An 18,763-nucleotide genomic window follows, 5' to 3' on the forward strand; every position below is an offset into this window, starting at 1 on the left:
CCAACTGCTTGGACGTCCACTCCAGGGTCGTCGGCCCGTCCGGCAACGGCCGGGGGCGCAGGTCGGGCAGGTGGACGCACAGCGTCGCCCCGACCACCCCGCCCTGCGGCAGCGGCTCATCAGCGGGAACGGTCTTCGCCGGCGACGACTCCCCCGCGGCCCGCTGCGGGCACTCGGCGGGCACGGTGACCACCCGGCCGGGGTCGGACGAGCCGGTGCTCCCCGACACCGCGACCGCCCCGGTCGCCAGCACCGCGGTGATCGCGGACACGGCCGCGACCGCGCCACGCCGGCGGCGGGCCCGCAAGCGGCGGCGGACGCCCTCCAACCGGTCCGGGTCGTCGGGCAGGTCCGGCACGACGTCGGTCAACAACTGGCGCACGCTCATCGGTTGCCTCCTCCGGTGACGAGTTCGCGGAGGGTCTCGTCGGCGCGCAGGACCGCGAGCGCGCGGGCCGTGTTGGTCTTCACCGAACCGGTCGAGCACCCGAGCGCCTCCGCCGTGGCCTCGACCGAGCGGTCTTCGAAGAAGCGCAGCACCAGCACCGCGCGCAGCAGCGGACCGGTGCTCGTCCGGACGAACTCCGCGAAGTCGTCGTCCGCCGTCGGGTGCTCCCGCATGTGATCCCCTCCGACTCCCAGACGACCTGGTCGGCGAGGGCGGTTGACAGCGCGGCGCTACTCCCGTTCGGACAGCTTGCGCAGCATGGCGTTGTAGGCGGCGAGGTCGGCGTCCCCGTCGGAGTCGGCCTTGCGGTCGGCGCGGCGCGCGTCCCGGTCGTCCGAGCGCGCCCACTGCACGAGCAGGGCCACCATCACCACGATCAGCGGCACCTCGCCCGCCGCCCACGCGATGCCGCCGCCCAGCCGCTGGTCCTCCAGCTGCGAGGTCACCCACGGCAGCGCCAGCCCGCGGTAGAAGTTCTCGCCGATCACGGTCTGGGAGCTCATCAGCACGATGCCGAAGAACGCGTGGAACGGGATGGACGCGAACAGCAGCCCCAGCCGGCCCAGCGGCGGCAGGCGCTTGGGGGCCGGGTCGATGCCGATCACCGGCCAGTAGAAGACGTACCCGACCAGGATGAAGTGCAGGTTCATCAGCAGGTGGGCCCAGTGGAAGTCCAGCGCCCAGTCGAACAGGCCCGAGAAGTACAGCCCGTAGAACGACCCGACGAACAGCGCCAGCGCCACGAACGGGTTGGTCAGCACCCGCGCCACCGGCGAGTGCACCACCGCCAGCACCCACTCGCGCGGACCGGGCGGGTTGCCCTTGCCCGCCACCGGCAGCGCGCGCAGCGCCAGGGTCACCGGGCCGCCCAGGACGAGCAGGATCGGGGCGAGCATGGAGAGCAGCATGTGGCTCTCCATGTGGATGCTGAACATCGCGGGCGCGTACCGGCCGATACCCGACGACGTGGCCAGCAGCACGGTCAGGCAGCCCGCGACCCACGCGATCGTGCGCCCCACCGGCCACGCGTCACCGCGCTTGCGCAGCCGCCGCACGCCCAGCAGGTACACCACGGCCAACGCGATCGCGCCCGCGCCGAAGATCAGGTCGAACCGCCAGTCGAACAGCAGCCGGGTGAGCGTCGGCGCGCCGGCGAGGTCGTAGCCGATGCGGATCTCCACCGTGCTGGGGAACGCCCGGCCCTCCGGCGGCGGGGGCGTCCGGCTCAGCGCGCCGGCCAGGCCCAGGGTGAGGAACATCAGCAGGATCTCGACACCGGCCAGCTTGAGCAGCGAGCGACCGGCGCCGGTGGCCACGACTTCCTTGACGCTCCTGGTGCGGTGCAGGTAGCCGAAGACGCCCAGGACGACCAGCGCGGCGACCTTGGCCAGCACCAGCACGCCGTACTCGCTGGTGAACAGCACGCTCCACGGCAGCCGCACCTTGGCGTTGATGACGCCGGAAACGGCCATGACCAGCCAGCACACCAGCGCGAGCTTGGAGAACCGGGACGTCGCGAGCCCGAGGTGGTCGCCGCCGCGCCGGCCGTGCGCGAGCAGCGCGATGAGCCCGCCGACCCACAGCGCCGCCGCCACCAGGTGGTACAGCAGGCTGTTGGTGGCCACGTCGTGCGCGCCGCCGCCCGAGGAGTGCCCGGTCACGGCGACCGGCATCAGGGCGAACACGGACAGCAGGAACAACGCCACCGTCCAGCCCCACGACAGCACCAGGCGGCAGCCCAGCGCGAGCACCGCGACCACGACGGCGGTGATCATCCACGCCTTGGCCTGCTCCATGAACCCGGCCAGCTGGAACAGCACGGACGGCTCGATCACCGCGCCCACCGGCTGGCCCAGGGCGTCGGCGACGGTGAACGGCACGGACGCCACCGCGCCCACCGTCCACACCAGGGCCGTCCAGGCCGCCGTGCGCAGCGCCGCGTAGCCGTCGGCGGCGAGGTTGCCGTTCTCCTGGGGCGGGACGAGGAAGGCCGCGAGCAGCAGCGAGCCGATCGTCACGGCCGCCGCGGACTCGGTGAGCACCCGCACCACCAGCAGTCCGACCCGGTCCGCGCCGGTGAGCGTCGCGAGGCCCGCCGCGACCAGCGCGGCTATCGCCGTGCCGACCACCAGCAGGGGGATCAGACCGGTGCGCTGCGTTCGGGAGGGCGCGTCGATGGGCACGCCGTCGAGCGTAGGCGGAGCGGTGGCACGACCACCAACCGCCGGACGTGCGGCGATCACACCGGCTACGGTTGCCTGTCGTGACCAGCACTCGCACGTTGCTCCTGGTGGCCCTGTCCGCGTTCGTCCTCTCGGGGTGCAGCTACACCATCAACGGCGACGCGCTGCCCGAGGCCGGTTTCACACCGTCGGCCACGCCCTCGACGACCGCGTCCGGCACGGCCGGTGGTGCGCCGAAGATCGCCAAGCAGCGGTCCGTGGCCGGGGTGGACCCGTGCAAGCTGCTCACCGGCGACGACCTCAAGCCGGTCGGGTCGCTGGTCAAGGACCCGGCGCGCAAGGACGACCTGATCCAGGAGTCGTGCCAGTACGTGCTGCCCGACGGCAGCGTGGTGGCCGCGCTGTACCAGAAGTACGAGCACGTGCGGGACCGGCAGCCGAAGGGCCGGGAGGTGGTCGTGGAGGGTCACTCGTCCTGGGTGCTGTGCGAGCGGGACGGCAACGCGACCGTGTGCACGACCACCACTGCGGTGAACCCGAACCGAAGTGTCCTGGTCGCCATGTCGCTCAACGGCGGCAAGGAGGACCAGATGGTCGCCGTGTTGCAGCCGATGATCAAGGCTGCCGTGAACCGGCTTCCCGCGGGCTGAGCTCCCTGGTCCGGGCGGCGCGCGCGGCGAAGACCGTGGGCACGATCAGGGCGATGATCAGCGCCACGCAGCCGAGCGAGACGCTGAGGCTGCTCGCGTGCGCGATGCCGCCGACCAGCGGCGGTCCGGCCAGGAAGCCCGTGTAGGCGACGGTCGTCACCAGGCCGATCTCGCGTTCGCCGCCGGTGCCGTCGGCCCGCCTGCCCGCGTCGCCGGCGAGGTCCATCACCACCGGGAAGCAGAACGCGAGACCCAGGCCGACCAGCGCGAAGCCCGCGTACCCGGCGGCGGGGACGGGCACCGCGACGGCCAGCGCGAGACCCGTGGCGGCGACGATCGCCCCGCCCGCGAGCAGCCGGTACGGGCCGAGGCGGCGCTGCGCGGGTTCGCCGCCCAGCCGGGCGATGGCCATCGCGACGGAGAACCCGGCGTAGCCCGCCGCGGCGGCGGCCTCGCCGACCTGGCGTTCCTGCACGAAGAACAGGGCGGACCAGTCGGAGGCGGCGCCCTCGGCGATGGCGGAGAACAGCGTGATGCCGGCCAGCAGCCACAGCACCGGGCGGCGCAGGACGGGTCGGCGGTCCTCCCGCGCTTCGGGCGTCTCGCCCGTCGCGCCCGGGACGTGCCTGATCAGCACGGCCATCGCGACGACCCCGACGACCGCGGCGGTGATGAGGTGGCGTTGGAGACCCCAGCCGGCCCCGGCGGCGGCAGCCGCGCCGAGCGAGCCGACCAGTCCGCCGATGCTGAAGCCGGCGTGGAACTGCGGCATCAGCGGCCGGTCGAGCGCGCGGGTGACGGCGACCGCGGCGACGTTCATGCCGACGTCGAGGGTCGCGCCGCAGGAGCCCAGGACGAACAGGATCAGGCCGAGCTGCAGCGGGGTGTCGGCGAGGGTGAGCGACGGCACGGCGACGACCGTGACCGCGACGCCGGCGGTCACCAGCTTGCGCGCGCCGAGCGTGGCGCAGGCGCGGGCGGCGAAGGGCGCGGTCAGGGCGAGGCCGATGCTCGCGCCGAGGAGGGCGAGGCCCAGGGTGCCCTCCGTCGCGCCGACCTGGGCCGCGAGCGCGGGCATCCGGGCAGCCCAGGACAGGAAGAGGGCACCGTTGAACAGGAAGACGGCGAAGACGGCTGCACGGGACACGCGTCCGAGTGTGGCTGAAGCGCTTCAGAACGTCCAATCGATTACCCGGTTAACCTCATCACGTGGACCGTCCCCGGAAGCCGACCCTCGACACCGTCGCCAGTGCGGTGGGGGTCTCGCGCGCGACGGTCTCCAACGCCTACAACCGGCCCGACCAGCTGTCCGCGGCGCTGCGGGAACGCATCCTGGAGACGGCGGCGTCCATCGGGTACGCAGGGCCCGACCCGGTCGCCCGGAGCCTGGCCACCCGGCACAGCGCGGCCGTCGGGTTCATGCTCGGGCAGCAGCTGTCGGCGGCGTTCTCCGACCCGGCGGTGTCCATCGTGCTGGACGGCCTGGCCTCGACCGTGGACGGTCACGACCACTGCCTGGTGCTGATGCCCGGCAACGAGACGGGCGGGCCGCGCCCGTCGACCGTCGCACGGGCCGCCGCCGATGTGGTCGTCGCCTACTCGCTGCCGGACAACGCGCCCGCCCTGGACGCGGTCCGGGCCCGTGGCCTGCCGTTGGTGGTGATCGACCAGCCCGTCCTGCCGGACACGGCGCGCGTGGAGGTGGACGACGAGGGCGGCGCGCGGATGGCCGCGTCCCACCTGCGGTCGCTGGGGCACACGCGGTTCGGCGTGATCACGTTCGGGTTGAACCCGGACGGTTTCTCGGGCTTCGCGCCGCCGTCCCGGCAGTCGTCGGGGGTGTTCCGGGTGAGCCGGGACCGGCTGGCCGGGTTCCTGGCGGTGGCGGGGCCGTCGACGCCGGTGTTCGAGGTGCCCGGCAGCCGACGCGACCTGGGCCGAACGGCGGGCCGCGCGTTGCTGCGCTCGGAGCCGCGTCCGACGGCGTTGTTGTGCGCTTCGGACGAACTGGCGTTCGGCGCGTTGCAGGCGGCTCGCGAACTGGGCCTGCGGGTGCCGCGGGACGTGTCGGTGGTGGGCTTCGACGACGTGCCGTTCGCCGAACACTCAGACCCACCGTTGACTACTGTGCGTCAACTTCTGACGGACAAGGGCCGACGCGCCGGCGAGCTGGCACTGCGCCTGCTCGACGGAGGGAGACCAGGCGAGCCGTCCAGACTGCCGGTCTCGCTCGTGGAACGCGACTCGACAGCCCCACCGGAGTGATCCACCTCACTTTTAGGCCGTCTTGATCACTCTTCTGGTGCCTGGACGAAACGGTCCGCGCCTTCCGGACGATGTGTCCGGTGGGGCAGCTACCCTGCTACTGCGCGTGGTCGCTGCCCTCAAGCCTCCGTAGCTCAGTGGAGAGAGCGAGGGACTTCTAATCCCGAGGTCGCAGGTTCGAATCCTGCCGGGGGCGCTCGACTGGCAAGGCCCCTGACCTGCAAAAACAGGTCAGGGGATATTCCCGATCATGACGACTGACCGGCCGCGTGGAGCCACACGTGGAGCCAACTGCCCCTAGACTGGCTCCATGAGCGCTGCGAAGGCACGCCGCAAGGCGAAGCAGCGGGGCGAGATCCTGACCCTCCCGAGCGGCTCGCTGAAGGTCCGCGTGTACGCCGGGATCGACCCGCTGACCGGCAAGAAGCACTACCTCACCGAGACGGTGTCGCACCTCACCCCCGACTACGAGCGGGAGGCGGAGCGCATCCGCACGCGATTCCTCAACCAGGTTGACGAGCGCCGCGCACCGAAGGTCAAGGCGACCGTCAACATGCTGTTCGACCGGTACGAGGAGCAACTACCGGGCACGGTCGAGCGCACCACCGAAATCGGGTACCGGCGGAACATCCGCCTGCACATCCGGCCACTCCTCGGACACCTCGACATCGGCAAGGGCCTCACCGGCGAAGTGCTGGACTCCTTTGACGCGACCCTGCGGCAGTGCTCCGCGCACTGCGGCGGCAAGGGTGACTTCATCGAGCACCGCAAGTCCGGCGATCATGACTGCACGGACAAGTGCCGGCGACACGAGTGCAAGGGTCTCTCTAACTCGACCATCCTCAAGATCCACTCGTGCCTGAACAGTGCACTGGAAATGGCACTCCGTTGGGACTGGATCTCCGTCAACCCGATGGACCGGGCGAAGGCACCCACCGCCCCGAAGCCGAAGCCCAACCCGCCCACGCCCGAAGAAGCGGCAGCCATCGTCAACGATGCGTTCCGCGACATCTCGTGGGGCATGTTCTTGTGGCTGGCGATGGTCACAGGCGCTCGACGCGGCGAACTCTGCGCGGCCACGCTCGACAACCTCGACCTCATCCGGCAGACGCTGCTCCTGAAGACCTCGATCGCCCAGGAAGGCGGGGACACCTGGGAGAAAGACCTCAAGGACCACCAGCAACGACGGATCGCGCTCGATGACGTCACGGTGCAACTGCTGAAGGTGTACCTCAAGTACCGCGACGATCTAGCGGCTGAAATGGGCGAGCAGATCGACCGGAAGGGCCGCATCTTCTCGACCTCGACAGACCACACGACGTACGTGAAGCCGGACTCCATGTCGCAGCGGTACTCGCGTACCTGCGACCGTCTGGGCATCGAGTCCAAGCTTCACGCGCTGCGCCACTACAGCGTCACGGAACTGATCTCCGCCGGCGTGGACCCGCGCACTGTCGCGGGCCGGGTGGGCCACAGTGGTGGCGGTACGACCACCCTCCGCGTCTACGCGGCGTGGCAGTCCGAAGCCGACCAGCGGGCCGCGAAGACGCTGACGGGACGGATGCCTGCGGCACCCATCGCACTCGATGAGAACGACGGCATAACCCGGCTCACCGCGCCGGAGATCACCGGCCCTTATCGGCAGATCGCCGCTGACCTTCGGGGCGCAATTGCCTGCGGTGTGCTGCGACCGGGCGATTTCCTGCCGACCGTCACCGATATCCGCACCCGCTACGGGGTGTCGGCGGGCACGGCGAACAGGGCGGTGGCGGAACTCAAGGCAGCGGGCTTGGTGTCGGCAAGTCGCGGCAAGCGTGCCGTTGTCCTCGACCCCGGTGTGCCCCGGTCAGACGCCGCCGTAGTCCAACTCAACCCCGAAAAGCGCGCTCGCTAACCGAACACGGCGTCAAGCCGCCGACGCTGCCGCTTGGACCCCACTTGCGCAGCGAGGAGCCTCGCGCGTTCGGCGTGCGCGGATGCTTCCTCACGCTGGCCGGTCGCGGCGAGCACCCGCACGAGATCGACCCGCAACGCCGTCTCCGCCCGCGCGAACGTCGGGTCAAGACGGTCTAGGACATCAGCGATCACCGTCACCGCTTCCGGGTCACCGACACGCGCGAGCGCACTTCCCCGCCACCTGGCCAGGTGCGTTCGGTCAAACACCAGATAGCGAGCGTCCACGTCAGCCGATTCCCGAGGAAGCGCACGCGACGCCTCCTCGAACGCATCAGCGCTCCCCTTCCGATCCCCGTTAGCGGCCAGCGCCTCCCCGTGGCCGGCCGACAGCCATGCCGATAGCAACGCGGGCGACTTGTCAGCGGCGATCGCACGGGCATAGGTCGTCAATTCCACCGCCGACTCGGTATCGCCGATGTCCAGAAGCACTACGGCTTGGCCCGCGCAGGCGTACGCCTCAAGCGCCTCGGACTCCGCCACGCGGGCGGCGCTGCGTGCTTGCTCGTAGTGCTTCCATGATTCGTTGATCTGCCCTTGGTCCAGCGATTGCCAGCCCGCCAGCGTGGACGCGTCGGCCAACACCTCCGCGAGGCTGACGCGGGTTCTGTGGTCGAGCACGACGGCCAGTAGTTGCCACATCTGGTCGATCTGTGCCCGCAACTCCCCCAGCAACGCCGACGCTCCAAGGCGGCGGTCTATGACCCTGGTGAGATCAAGTTTCTGTTGGAGAAGTGACACCGTTTGCCGATCGACCGCCCTCCCGGAGGCGATCCGGGCGCGGAGTTCCAGCGCCTCAGCCGTCCACCCCTCAGCCGCTTGAGGCTCAGCCGCTATCGGCTTGAGGAGTTGGTCAACAGGCAGGCTGAGCATGGCCTCCAAGAGGCGTCGAGTGACCGGCCGGACAGAGGTCAACGGCTTGCCGTCGGCGCGCTTGCCAGTGGCTAGCCGCTGCACGTGACGAGGTCCCAGCGTGGCGTTCAGACCATGTTCCCGCGCGAACCGCTCCGCGTCCTCGCTGAACTCCTCTGCGGTCTGGCCGCGTTGACGCAACAACTCACCGAACAGTGTTCGTTCACGCTTGGGTTCCGGTGTCATCGGCCAGCCTCCGTGTCACCAATGTCAGCGCTGATGAGTATAGGTCGCCATTGGTCGCCAAAGGTCACAGGCTGGTCGTTTACTGAAAGTCGATCACACGAGACGCTGATCTCGGCGGATCAGGTGATTGATCAGAGGGTGGTAGCCGTGTGGAGCGCACTCGCAACCGACCTTGGCGGAGTTGTCCTCTTCCTCATCTGGCTGGTGCTGCCACCGCTCTACACCGTGGTGATCGGGCGGCACTACGCGCGGCAGTGCCGGGAGAGCGCCGAGATCGCCGTGTTGACGTGCGACGACTTGCGCAACGTCCACGACAGCCTCACCGACTTGGAGGGGTCCTTGACGGCGCTCCTCCACGACACGAAAGGGACACCATGACATCACTGGCTCTGGTGATCGACCCGAGCAACGATCCGGCGGAGGAAGTGGACTTCGCGGAGAGGCTTCGGCAGATAGCCGTGGAGGCTTCACCCCGGCTGTTCGCGGTGCTGTCCGAACACACGGACCGCGACGGCGTGTCGCTGGTCGCGTGGGGTATGGAATTTGCCGACCACGTCGAGGCGGTCTCGTCCGACGGCTCGCATCGCATGAGCCTCAGGTCCGTTGAACGGGTCCGCTTCATGTACGCGGACCCCGAAGCGATCACTCACTTCGTGTGGTTCGACGCCTTCGTTGCAGAGGTCACGGAGTGACCGACGGTCGGCGTGAGCGTCGTGGGGATGACCGCTCACGCTGACCGCTGACAACGTGTGGTGACGGTTGTGGACCGCGTCCTTATCTCCAAGGCCGGTTCACCGCCGTATATGTGGCCGTGTGACGGGTAACCCGTCACACGGCCCTTCTGTCACGGCGGGCGGTCTGCGCTGGTGGGAAGCGATGCTGGACCTGTCACACGCCCTGTGACACAAGACGCTGGGTGTGACGGGTCATCGGTCATCCTCGATCACCTCCCCGTCCACCGCGCCACCCTCACGCAGGCGTACCACAGCGGCCCGGAGGTCGGCCGTCAGGTAGCCCCGAACCTGCCGGACGCCGTCAGGCGTCACAACACGGTTCCGGGTCGGCTTGCAGCCGACTTCTCCCATCTGAAGCCCGAAGGCCTTCGGGTCCACCTCCAGTTCTGCCACGAGTTCGGCCGTGGGAACGAACTCACGCCCACCCGGTTGAAGATCCACGCCCAGCCACTCCACAACGGACGCGAGCGGTTCGGGCAACCCCACCCGGTCGGCCCGCTCCGCCACGGTGCCGATCGCACGCGCGACCGCCGCGTAGTCGAGCACGGGACTGGAGTGCTGTCCGGCCGCGTGACCGCTCAACGTCCGTTCGGCCTCCCTAAGCGCCCGACCCCGCTCGCATATCACCCGCCAGTCCTCGTTCGGCATGTAGTAGGTCCGCACGGTGATGGCGAGGAGTTCACCGCCTGCACTGATCTGCCCGTCGGGCCGGAGGATGCCCACTCCCTTGTGTGACGCGAGAAGCCGACTGCTGTCGTAGCCGCGTGTGTTCATCTGCTCGCCAAGGACGATGTTGCTGTCACGCCAGTCCATGACGCGCAGGGCGAACCTGGACCCCATTACAGCGCGGAGGCTGCTCGGGATGGTCTTGCTGTCCGGGCGCTGCGTCGCCAGCACGAGCACGATGCCCGCGGCCGGCCCCTTGCGGGCGAGCCACGTCAGCAACTCTCCTACGTACTCCCCTGCCGTGAGCCGCTTCCCCTGCACCTCCAACGGTGTTCGGTCTTCCAGCGGCACCTGCACTTCATCTACGAAGATCGCGGTTACCGGCATGTTCAGGTGCGGATCACGTGACATGGCCGGCGTGATCTTCGACTCCGGGCACACCGTGTCGTCGAGGTCCTGCATCCTGCGGTAGCGGCCCTGCACCTCCGCTACGAGTTCCACGAGCCAGTCAACGAGCACCAGGACGTGTTCAGGTTCGTCGCCCGACATGAACCGGTGTGCCACTTGCCCGGCGGCGTACCAGTCCTTACCGGACTTGAAGTCGGCGACGTAGAGCCGCACGAACGGGTCGAGGATCACGCCCGCCGCTGCCAACCGTGCAGCGAAAGTCTTGCCCTGCCTCGGGATCGCACCCACGAGCAACGACGTCCACACCAGCGGTAGGTCCACCCGCCGCTGCCGCGCGTCTCGCCCGAACGGCACTGGCCGCCACGCGTCCCACCGCTCGACGCCCAGCAACGGCGTCCGTTGCGGAGGTGTGCCGTAGGGGTCGTGGTCCGCGACCCACAGGGCGACCCGTCCGGCGTGGCCGCCATTGCCCCGCACCCGTTCGACGGTGAGCTGTACTTCGTCCACCGCGAGTGCGGACGCCAACGCCTCCCGATTCTTGATCACATCGGCCGCTTTGCGGGTCGCGGGAAGGTCCACCGTCACAGCCCACCCGTCACCCTGGCGCGTCGCTCGCTCGACCAGGCGCAGCGTCTCGTCCTTGCCGATGAGCTTCGCGTCCCGGAACGCGTCCACGAGCACCTGCGGGTCCATCGTCCACGTCAGCGTGCGCGGCCCCGACAGCACGGCCGTCCGTCCCGGCGAGCCGTCCTTCCTCCGTCCCAGGACGGCCAACCCAACGGCGAGAACGCTGCCGCCGATCCAGAGGACCCAGTGCCCGTACAGGAGGTCGAGCACCGCTCCCGCGGTGATGATCACTGCGACAACGGCACCGGTGACCTTCCACCGGAACAGCGCCAGCGCCCGGATATCGCCGAACTTGTCCGCCAGCTTCTCCGCTTGTTCCGCCGCCGCTCGGTAGTCGGCAACCCGCACCCACGAGCGCCACCACCGACCGGCGACGACCAGCCCGCGCACCACCGCACCCAAGAAGCGGAACGGCGACAGTGCGCAGGCCACCAAGAGGTCCTTGAGCGCCTGCACGGCCAACCGCCGCGACTTCAGCACGGCCGGCACACGCCGCGAATGCAGCCACCAGGATGCGGTCCGTCGTGACCAGCTCGCCCGCGAACGGCTCTCCGTGTACTCGCCTTCAGCGCCCACCAGTCGCGCTGGCGTCGCTGGGACCGGCAGCGAACCGTTCACGGCCTCCTCGCTCCAGTTCACGACTCACCTCCACGAGCGTCGATCTGCCGCGCGAGCGTGGCCGCCAGCCGTGATGAGAGACCTCTAGAGCATCCGGTGACCTCACGCACCCACGCCGGCGTCACCGTCGTCCCTGGGCGCCACGCGGCCCGCGCGACCGTCAGGTAGTCACCGAAGGACGTCCGGCCTGTCGTCGTGCGCCTGGCGGCCCTGACCGGAGTCGGTTCATGAACCCGGTCCGTCGTCTCCGGCACCTGTGAACGCGCTTCCGTGAACGCCGCCAACACGGCCTCCGTGAGCTTGTCCCGCAGGTCCGTCACCGCCTCTGCCGCCACGAACACCACGAGAGGTGGCACGGAGTGCAGCACGATCCCGGAGACCGACCCGGCCGCGTAGGACGCCCAGGTGTTCATCACGTACGTGGCCGCCAAGGTGAACCACTTCGCGCGCCGCACCCACGGCCCGGTCCGCACCCGGTACCGCGCCGTGATCTGCTCGGCCCGCAGGATCGCCAACAGCACTAGCGACACCGTGGGGTCCAGCAACCATGCGGCCAACCACGGCAACGACCACGCCGCCGTCCCCGCTGCCGCGAAGTGCTGAACGTTGGTCATCGTGAACCCGAGGCCCAGGACGATCCCCGCCCAACACAACCGGTCCACTTGCGCCCGCACCCGCTCGACCCGCAACGCCACCACATCGGGCCGCGCCCGGTGCGCCCGCAACTCCGCCGCTTCCGCGGCCTCCCGCGCGAGCCTGCTCGCGTTCGTCTCCGCGTGGGTGGCGGGTGGCCGCCCGAAGGCGACCACCCTCCCCACACCCTTCGGGGTGTTCACCGTCGATCACCCCTGCGACGCGGGCCGTCCACCGCAGTCACCGTCAACGCCTTGGTGAGCGTGTACGCGGCGAACAGCGCCGGCAGACCCAGCACCACCCACAGCAGCGTGGTGTCCCGACCGTGGGTGATCACGAGCCACTGCACCCCGACGATCGCCCCGGCCGTCACGAGCACTCGCCCCGTCAGGGACAGCAGTCGAGCGCCCGTGCGCGCCGCATCCGCCGCAGCCTTCGCCCGCCGCGAGCCAGCCCGCCACACGAGCACCAAGGCCACCAATGCACCGAACCCGGCCAACACTTGGGTGGCGGTGAGGTTGACCGTCATGTCAACGGCCCCCTCTCGCCACCCATCCGTACCCGGCGGGCGAACCACACCTGGTGCAGCGCGACGAAGTCCTCATCAGACAGGCCGCTGCACACACCGCCGCTGTACGGCCCCGGTGTCCGCAACTCCAGTTCCAGACACGCCCGCCACACCGGGCATCCGATCTCCGACAGCGGCCTGCCGCTCGCCGGAACGCCCGGCCCTTCGCTGTCCTCCGCGTAGGCCCACAAGCACTCGGCACCGTCGAGGACGATGTCTTGCAGCACCTCGTTCGGCACGTGCGCCAACCGGTCGAGGTCCGCAGCGATCGCTTCGTACTTCTCTCCTGGGGTCACCACAGGGCACCCCCGGTCCTGCGAGCGAGTTCCCGAGCGGTGCGCCGTTCAGCAGCGATGTCCGCCACGTCGAGCACCCCGCCGGACTCCACAACCCGCCGGATGATCTCCTCAACCGCTCGGGCGGGAACCACGTACCGAGTCCGCACACGAACGGCGGGGAAGGCGTCCTCCCTGATCGCCCGGTACAGGGTGGAAGGGTCGATGCGCATCAGCCGCGCGGCTTCGCGCACTGTGTAGAAGGAAGGCGAGCCGTCGCCCGCACTACTGGTCGTACTCATCGGATACGCCTCCGAAAGACTGATGTCACCGCTCGTAAGCGCTGACATAAGCTTTGATTTGCGACGAAAGGCCGCTGATCTTGTCCGTAACTCCGTGATGAATGCGAACCGCGCGCTAACGTCGGCGCTGAGGGCGGAGCACGGAGGCGTACGTGAAAGAGGACTGGTCGGCGGTCGCGGACGCGGTGAACTCCCGCGCCGCTGAACTGGCGTTGAAGCAGCGGGAACTGGCGGAGAAGTCGGGCGTCTCGCTGGCGATCGTCCGGGAGATCCAGCAGGGCCGAATCCAGCGTCGCCGCAACCCGCGAACGCTCGAAGCGCTGTCCATCGCGCTGGACTGGCACCCGCAGCACCTGACGGCGGTGCTGACCGGCCAAACGCCGCCCGATGCGGACCCGTCCGCCGCACCGGTGGACAACCCGATCATTCCCCTGCTCAACACCATCATCCGCGAGATTCGCGGACTCCGAGCGCAACTCGGAACCCTGACGAACCGATTGGACGAAGGGCCGCGAAGAAAGGAGTAGCCCGCGGTTCCTTCCCGGCGGTTTCTGTGTCGCTGTCATGGCAACAGCAGACCGCCAACAAGGGGGTCGAGATAATTGCCAGCGACTAACACCCTGCCTGTTAGGTGGAGTTAAGTCCGCAGGTCACGGCCTCAGAACGGGGGGAGAACGTGGCGAGGCGAAGGCAAGGAGAACCACCGCGCACGCGCCTCCAGCGCGTGCGGGAGGAGCAAGGCAAGACCCAAGACCAGGTGATCCGCTTCCTCCTGAAGCGCGGTCCACAGATCGGCGTAGCCGTAGCGTCCGAGTCCTCACTACCGATCATGCTGTCCCGCTGGGAGAACGGCCACGTCGAGGTAACCGATCCGGGCTACCGCCGCTTGTTCCGCGAGTTCTACGGCCGAACCAATGAAGAACTAGGCTTTCCGCCAGACCTACTGAGCGAAAGCACCGAAGAGCTACGCGATCGACTAGTCATAGCTCGCGGCGTTGACCGCGAAACGCTCGACCTCTTCCAAAGTCAGGTCAATAGCATCCGCGGTTCCGACAAGCGGTTCGGTTCGTTGCCGGTGCTCGACCAACTGAACACCCTCATCGGCCAAATGGAGAAAGTCCGAACCTTCAGCGTGAACACCGCCAGCCGACAACGCCTAGCCGCAACCCTCACCGACGCGCGCACCCTAGCCGGCTGGACAGCCCTCGACCGTGGCTCTCAGGTGCAGGCATGGCAGTACCACGAAGACGCCAAGGTCTCCGCCCGCGAAGCGGACTCCCCTTACCTCCTGGCCCACGCGGCGGCGCAGCAAGCCGTGATCCTGCTCGACATCGGCGAACCCGAGTCCGCCGTGGAGCTGCTGGAGTTCGCGCGGTACGTGGCGGAGAACCGCGCGCCGTCACTCCTGCGGACATGGCTAGCCGCCGCCCACGGAGAGGGCCTTGCCGCTGCCGGCCGCCACGACGACGCCCTACGCGCGTTCGATGAAGCCCAGTCGCTCCTACCGGCCAACCCGATAGATCCTGAAATGCCGTTCCTGCTCCTCAACGACGCACACCTTCTGCGGTGGCGGGGAAGTGCGCTCCTACGCCTTGGCGACCACGACGCCATCAACGAACTAGAAGCCGCAGCGCAGCGCCTAGAACAGTCACCAGCCTCAGCAGTGCGCGGCCAGGTAGGGATGCTCACCGACCTAGCCTTTGCGTACGCCGCCGCAGGCGACAGCCGAATGGCAGTCGAGTACGCGCGCAAGGCACGCCGACTCGCAACCCAAATCGGCTCCGACCGCCAACGGCGGCGGCTCGCAAATCTGGAGCTACCCCAGTCAGGAGGTTCCGGCGTTGCGTGAAGCTAGGTAGAACAGCAACGGCACAATGGCCCCGGAGCCAAGAACCTCGCCGCGCTTAATGAGTCCCAACATCCGATCAATCGGAATCCACTCGATACGCGCGGCCTCCTCGCCGTCTGTCGGCTCACCGATCTTTTCCGCTTGCCGCCAGATGTAGGCGTTTACAGGGGCATCCACCATACCCGGAAGCGGTTGGAAAGTTGCAATGTGTTCAGGCTCGCCGATCGGCCTCCACCCAGTTTCCTCTTCCGCCTCACGGGCAGCGGTCGCAGCCGGATCCTCTCCCTCCTCCACGAGGCCGCCAATAAGTTCATAGCCCCACTGGTCCACCGCGAAGCGGTATCGCCATAGCGTTAGAACTTCCTCTTGGTCGTTGAGTAGCAAGGCGACCGCCACATGGTGCAACTCCACCACGTGGTGCTCGAACCTGCTGCCATCGGGAGGTTGGACGTCAACGAGCTTCAGCCTGACCCATCGGTTGTCATAGACAACCCGCTCGCCGTGAGTCGTCCAGCTCAGTTCGTCTGGGTACCCAGTCACACGTGCAGCGTACAAGCAGAGGTGTTGCAGAACGAGGGTTCGGAACGATGACTCCTGCATGACGCTGACAGATGACACGACAGAGATGGCCGGACTCCTCGACAGCCTCGGCACAGCCGACAGCCTCTTTGAGATCGAGTCACGTCTCTCGACCACACTGTCACCTATCACTATCGACAGCTCATATCAACCCGGGGCGAATGAAGCGCGCACGAGCGTCGCATTCGCATTCAACTACAAGATCAAGCAACAATACACCAACGGCACACCGCGCCTAACCATAGAAGGAAAGTACCAAGACTCATTTGGAACACAGACCCCGCCCCCAATCAAGAGCCTGCCCGACTCACTGGTTGATCATTGGGTCGCAATATCTTCGAAAGTGTCTGCGCCATACGCACGCGCCCGACTCGAACACCTGCTATTCGCCCGGGGGCATGGGAACGCCCGCGACCACGCTCTTGCGGCCATCGAAGCGTACCGCCGCTCAGCAAGTCAGTGGAAAAGGTCGTTGGATCAAGTTAACGACCTAACCATTGCACTTCGCCTCAGCAGGTCGATAGGGTCAGGCGATATCGCTCTCGAAGTCATGGGCGAAATGCTGGCCGCTGCGTCCAGTGCAATCGAAAGCAGCGAGAACCTCCCTGGAGTAGCACTTCGACTGATCAAACCGATCGTCTTTGAGAGGATGCGACCTAACAACTTCAACGAAGTGGTCGAAGCTGTCAAGGTTCGATACGAAGGTGACCCGTGGATAAGCGATGAAATGATTGAACTACAGCTTCAAATCGCGGCAAGTAGTAGCGAGAAAACTTCCCTTGAAGCCGCCAGAGTGGAGATATGGCTCTCGGCCGCAGAAGCAAGTTCCGGACTAGTTCGAGTCGAACACACACGAAAAGCACTGGAGGTCGCGGAAAAGCTCGGACGCAAGGACCTGATCGACCGGGCGGCGTCCGCCCTCCAACGAACAGATCCTGAAGACCTTGAATTCATGCGCTTCTCGGCTACGGCGCACCTCTCAGAGCAGCAAATAGACGAGTACCTGGCCCCGATAATCGACGCGCCGGATTGGAGGACCGCACTGCGCAACTTCGCCTCCTTCGGCCCACTATCGGGCGACTACAACACCAACCTCCAAGCCATTGCCCAACAGGCGGCAGAGTTCCCGTTGCAAGCACTCATGCCGCCACACATTTATGGAGGTGACGGACTGCCCAGGTTTTTCGCCGACACGGAGGAACGGCGACAGCAACACATGTTGTCGAATCACGAGAGTCGGCAGATCGCATTCCAAGGTCCATGGATCGCCTCCGCCCTCTACAGGATTCCCGGCAAGCACGGCTTCCCGTCAGAAGCGGCCATAACGGCTCACTTCGCTGAGCGCCATATCGTATCTGATGTAGTCGCGGGCGTGATGGCCCGTAGCCATATCCGGTATTGGACTGGAGATTACGAGGGCGCGATGTTCAGCATCAGCCCTATGATCGAGGCACTTGCCAGGAAGCTTGCAATAGACTCAAATTCGGGCGTATACCGACTCCAGCGACAAGAGAGCCCTGGCCAATACCCGGGGCTAGGCTCACTATTGTCCGTACTCCGCGATGCAGGACTCGACATCTCCTGGTATAGATATCTCCATACGCTTTGTTCGAATATCTCAGGAATGAACACACGCAATGAAATCGCGCACGGTTTTATTGCTGGTCACGACGCGGTAGTGGCTGCACTGCTGCTGCAAGCCGCCGGATTCCTGTCTCTGCTTAAAGCAACGGCAGACCCTGACCCAGCCGAGGACTCAACTGACCCTTCCGCTGAGTGAACCTCCGGTTCCTATGCTCAGCAAGGACTGAAGTCGCGTGAGCATGCCACAGGGAGGGAGATGATCGTGGAGCCATGCGTGGAGCCAACCTGTGCTGCGTGGAGCCAATGTCGCCTCAGATGCCACACTGCTCCACGCTATAACCGCAGGTAGAAGCGCTATGCCGCCTAGGCACAGTGACTTCTAATCCCGAGGTCGCAGGTTCGAATCCTGCCGGGGGCGCTTGTGCGCTGGTAGTACCGCTGGGTGCCGATCTCCACCAAGATCGGCCCAGCTTTCATCCAGTGATTTCGGTGTCGCGTTGACCGCATGAGCCTCCAGGGTGAGCAGAGCTGCGGTCCGAGTCGCCACACCCCGTATGGCCGCTCCTGGCTTGTTCGTTGACGGCGACCGGGTGCTTATGGTGCGTCTTGAGCAGCGCCGTGCGCTCGTTGCTGCTTGCGCTGGGGTGGTCAGGGTGGGGGGACGATCGTGTAATTGGGGACCTGTTCCTCGCCCTCGCGGACCTGAGGGGCGTTGGGTGGGAGTGGTGCCCGGTTGGGGGCTAGGCCTGTTTGGCAGGTGTTGCACCAGAAGAGGGCGGTGGCTCTGAGGGTGTCCGCTCTGCGCACCACGAATAGCAGGGTGAGAGTGCGGGCGGCGCAGGTGGGGCAGGGGAGGGTGGGTGTTGTGGACGGCTTGCGGTAGGCCGTTTGGTAGGTGGTGAGCCAGCGCTCGTACAGGGACATGGGGGGCCTCGGGTTAGCTTGGGAGGGTGAAGATCGGTGACCTTGCCCGGCTTACCGGGGTCAGTGTGCGGGCCTTGCGGTACTACGAGGAGGAAGGGCTGGTTCGGCCCTCTCGTGGGGAGAACGGGTATCGGTGCTACCAGGACGCCGATGTCGAGGTCGTCCGGCAGGTCCGCGGGTTGATCGAAGCGGGCATGCCCACCCGGATCATCCGGGAGTTGTTGCCGTTCCTCGACGGTCCCGGGGCGTTGATGCCCGAGGTGCCTTGTGACCACATGTTGGGTGAGGTGGCCTCGCACCTGGAGGCGCTGGAGCGGCGGATCACGTGTCTCACCCGGAACCGGGACGCGTTGAACGCCTATCTGGAAGCCGCCCGCCAGTTGGCTTGACCCTCACGCT

20 protein-coding genes and 1 tRNA gene are annotated in these 18,763 nt (G+C 67.3%); 11 read left to right on the forward strand and 10 right to left on the reverse strand.

Features of this window, described 5'->3' with window-relative positions; translation table 11 throughout:
- The first annotated feature begins 8 nt into the window (after positions 1-8).
- The gene (locus ABD126_RS23620; protein ID WP_343936067.1) at positions 9-407 is read left to right on the forward strand and encodes a hypothetical protein; all 399 of its coding nucleotides are present in this window, start codon (positions 9-11) and stop codon (positions 405-407) included.
- Here the strand turns inward: ABD126_RS23620 and ABD126_RS23625 are convergent.
- The gene (locus ABD126_RS23625; RefSeq protein ID WP_425542866.1) at positions 385-621 is read right to left on the reverse strand and encodes a sigma factor-like helix-turn-helix DNA-binding protein; all 237 of its coding nucleotides are present in this window, start codon (positions 619-621) and stop codon (positions 385-387) included. The two genes, ABD126_RS23620 and ABD126_RS23625, sit on opposite strands and share 23 nt — an antisense overlap.
- Before the next feature lie 57 nt (positions 622-678).
- A complete protein-coding gene (locus ABD126_RS23630; RefSeq protein WP_343936068.1) occupies positions 679-2,631 on the reverse strand; it encodes a bifunctional copper resistance protein CopD/cytochrome c oxidase assembly protein in 1,953 nt (650 codons plus the stop codon).
- A gap of 80 nt (positions 2,632-2,711) precedes the next feature.
- Here ABD126_RS23630 and ABD126_RS23635 point away from each other — a divergent pair, with 80 nt between their 5' ends.
- Positions 2,712-3,281, forward strand: coding sequence for a DUF3558 family protein (locus tag ABD126_RS23635; protein WP_343936069.1), 570 nt, complete (start codon positions 2,712-2,714; stop codon positions 3,279-3,281).
- Here ABD126_RS23635 and ABD126_RS23640 read toward each other — a convergent pair.
- Complete coding sequence (locus tag ABD126_RS23640) at positions 3,247-4,428, reverse strand: MFS transporter (protein WP_343936070.1); 1,182 nt, start codon at positions 4,426-4,428, stop codon at positions 3,247-3,249. The genes ABD126_RS23635 and ABD126_RS23640 overlap by 35 nt on opposite strands.
- A gap of 62 nt (positions 4,429-4,490) precedes the next feature.
- Here ABD126_RS23640 and ABD126_RS23645 point away from each other — a divergent pair, with 62 nt between their 5' ends.
- From ABD126_RS23645 to ABD126_RS23655, 3 genes are all read left to right on the forward strand, one after another.
- The gene (locus ABD126_RS23645; RefSeq protein ID WP_343936071.1) at positions 4,491-5,546 is read left to right on the forward strand and encodes a LacI family DNA-binding transcriptional regulator; all 1,056 of its coding nucleotides are present in this window, start codon (positions 4,491-4,493) and stop codon (positions 5,544-5,546) included.
- Between the two features lie 123 nt (positions 5,547-5,669).
- Positions 5,670-5,742, forward strand: a tRNA-Arg gene (locus tag ABD126_RS23650).
- Positions 5,743-5,856: 114 nt separating this feature from the next.
- Positions 5,857-7,440: a tyrosine-type recombinase/integrase gene (locus tag ABD126_RS23655; RefSeq protein ID WP_343936072.1), complete on the forward strand. Its 1,584-nt coding sequence runs from the start codon at positions 5,857-5,859 to the stop codon at positions 7,438-7,440.
- Here ABD126_RS23655 and ABD126_RS23660 read toward each other — a convergent pair.
- The gene (locus ABD126_RS23660) at positions 7,437-8,597 is read right to left on the reverse strand and encodes an NsdA family TPR-like regulatory protein (protein WP_343936073.1); all 1,161 of its coding nucleotides are present in this window, start codon (positions 8,595-8,597) and stop codon (positions 7,437-7,439) included. The genes ABD126_RS23655 and ABD126_RS23660 overlap by 4 nt on opposite strands.
- 147 nt (positions 8,598-8,744) lie before the next feature.
- Between ABD126_RS23660 and ABD126_RS23665 the strand changes: the two genes are divergently transcribed.
- A complete protein-coding gene (locus tag ABD126_RS23665; protein WP_343936074.1) occupies positions 8,745-8,975 on the forward strand; it encodes a hypothetical protein in 231 nt (76 codons plus the stop codon).
- A complete protein-coding gene (locus ABD126_RS23670; RefSeq protein WP_343936075.1) occupies positions 8,972-9,289 on the forward strand; it encodes a hypothetical protein in 318 nt (105 codons plus the stop codon). Before ABD126_RS23665 ends, ABD126_RS23670 begins: the two co-directional genes overlap by 4 nt.
- Positions 9,290-9,523: 234 nt before the next feature.
- Here ABD126_RS23670 and ABD126_RS23675 read toward each other — a convergent pair whose 3' ends face one another.
- Genes ABD126_RS23675 through ABD126_RS23695 form a run of 5 tightly spaced genes read right to left on the reverse strand, consistent with a single transcriptional unit; the run spans position 9,524 to position 13,428 of the window.
- Positions 9,524-11,608, reverse strand: a complete 2,085-nt coding sequence (locus ABD126_RS23675) for a cell division protein FtsK (protein WP_425542867.1) — start codon at positions 11,606-11,608, stop codon at positions 9,524-9,526.
- A 59-nt stretch (positions 11,609-11,667) separates the two neighbouring features.
- Positions 11,668-12,468: a hypothetical protein gene (locus tag ABD126_RS23680; protein WP_343936106.1), complete on the reverse strand. Its 801-nt coding sequence runs from the start codon at positions 12,466-12,468 to the stop codon at positions 11,668-11,670.
- Between the two features lie 14 nt (positions 12,469-12,482).
- Entirely contained in the window at positions 12,483-12,812 is a 330-nt protein-coding gene (locus tag ABD126_RS23685; protein ID WP_343936076.1) for a hypothetical protein, read from the reverse strand.
- Positions 12,809-13,147 carry a WhiB family transcriptional regulator gene (locus ABD126_RS23690; RefSeq protein ID WP_343936077.1) on the reverse strand — a complete coding sequence of 113 codons (339 nt, stop codon included), beginning with the start codon at positions 13,145-13,147 and terminating at the stop codon, positions 12,809-12,811. Before ABD126_RS23690 ends, ABD126_RS23685 begins: the two co-directional genes overlap by 4 nt.
- The gene (locus ABD126_RS23695; RefSeq protein WP_343936078.1) at positions 13,144-13,428 is read right to left on the reverse strand and encodes a helix-turn-helix domain-containing protein; all 285 of its coding nucleotides are present in this window, start codon (positions 13,426-13,428) and stop codon (positions 13,144-13,146) included. The genes ABD126_RS23690 and ABD126_RS23695 overlap by 4 nt, the downstream gene beginning before the upstream one ends.
- 152 nt (positions 13,429-13,580) lie before the next feature.
- On the opposite strand from ABD126_RS23695, the gene ABD126_RS23700 reads away from it, so the two are divergent.
- Both ABD126_RS23700 and ABD126_RS23705 read left to right on the forward strand, forming a co-directional pair.
- A complete protein-coding gene (locus tag ABD126_RS23700; RefSeq protein ID WP_343936079.1) occupies positions 13,581-13,955 on the forward strand; it encodes a helix-turn-helix domain-containing protein in 375 nt (124 codons plus the stop codon).
- Between the two features lie 230 nt (positions 13,956-14,185).
- Positions 14,186-15,277 carry a tetratricopeptide repeat protein gene (locus ABD126_RS23705; protein ID WP_343936080.1) on the forward strand — a complete coding sequence of 364 codons (1,092 nt, stop codon included), beginning with the start codon at positions 14,186-14,188 and terminating at the stop codon, positions 15,275-15,277.
- On the opposite strand, the gene ABD126_RS23710 is transcribed toward ABD126_RS23705, so the two are convergent.
- Positions 15,254-15,817 (reverse strand): NUDIX domain-containing protein, encoded by a 564-nt coding sequence (locus tag ABD126_RS23710; RefSeq protein WP_343936081.1) that lies wholly within the window; start codon positions 15,815-15,817, stop codon positions 15,254-15,256. The genes ABD126_RS23705 and ABD126_RS23710 overlap by 24 nt on opposite strands.
- A 58-nt stretch (positions 15,818-15,875) precedes the next feature.
- Here ABD126_RS23710 and ABD126_RS23715 point away from each other — a divergent pair, with 58 nt between their 5' ends.
- Together ABD126_RS23715 and ABD126_RS23720 are read left to right on the forward strand one after the other, a co-directional pair.
- Positions 15,876-17,636, forward strand: coding sequence for a hypothetical protein (locus ABD126_RS23715; RefSeq protein WP_343936082.1), 1,761 nt, complete (start codon positions 15,876-15,878; stop codon positions 17,634-17,636).
- 754 nt (positions 17,637-18,390) lie between these two features.
- Positions 18,391-18,753: a MerR family transcriptional regulator gene (locus ABD126_RS23720; protein ID WP_343936083.1), complete on the forward strand. Its 363-nt coding sequence runs from the start codon at positions 18,391-18,393 to the stop codon at positions 18,751-18,753.
- The last annotated feature ends 10 nt before the right edge of the window (positions 18,754-18,763 follow it).

Source organism: Saccharothrix mutabilis subsp. mutabilis (assembly GCF_039521145.1).
GTDB lineage: Bacteria > Actinomycetota > Actinomycetes > Mycobacteriales > Pseudonocardiaceae > Actinosynnema > Actinosynnema mutabilis.

Coding starts and splice junctions, on each gene's coding strand:
- ABD126_RS23625 (WP_425542866.1), bottom strand. CDS start 621: ATGCGGGAGCACCCGACGGCGGACGACGACTTCGCGGAGTTCGTCCGG.
- ABD126_RS23655 (WP_343936072.1), top strand. CDS start 5,857: ATGAGCGCTGCGAAGGCACGCCGCAAGGCGAAGCAGCGGGGCGAGATC.
- ABD126_RS23660 (WP_343936073.1), bottom strand. CDS start 8,597: ATGACACCGGAACCCAAGCGTGAACGAACACTGTTCGGTGAGTTGTTG.
- ABD126_RS23670 (WP_343936075.1), top strand. CDS start 8,972: ATGACATCACTGGCTCTGGTGATCGACCCGAGCAACGATCCGGCGGAG.
- ABD126_RS23685 (WP_343936076.1), bottom strand. CDS start 12,812: ATGACGGTCAACCTCACCGCCACCCAAGTGTTGGCCGGGTTCGGTGCA.
- ABD126_RS23695 (WP_343936078.1), bottom strand. CDS start 13,428: ATGAGTACGACCAGTAGTGCGGGCGACGGCTCGCCTTCCTTCTACACA.
- ABD126_RS23715 (WP_343936082.1), top strand. CDS start 15,876: ATGACGCTGACAGATGACACGACAGAGATGGCCGGACTCCTCGACAGC.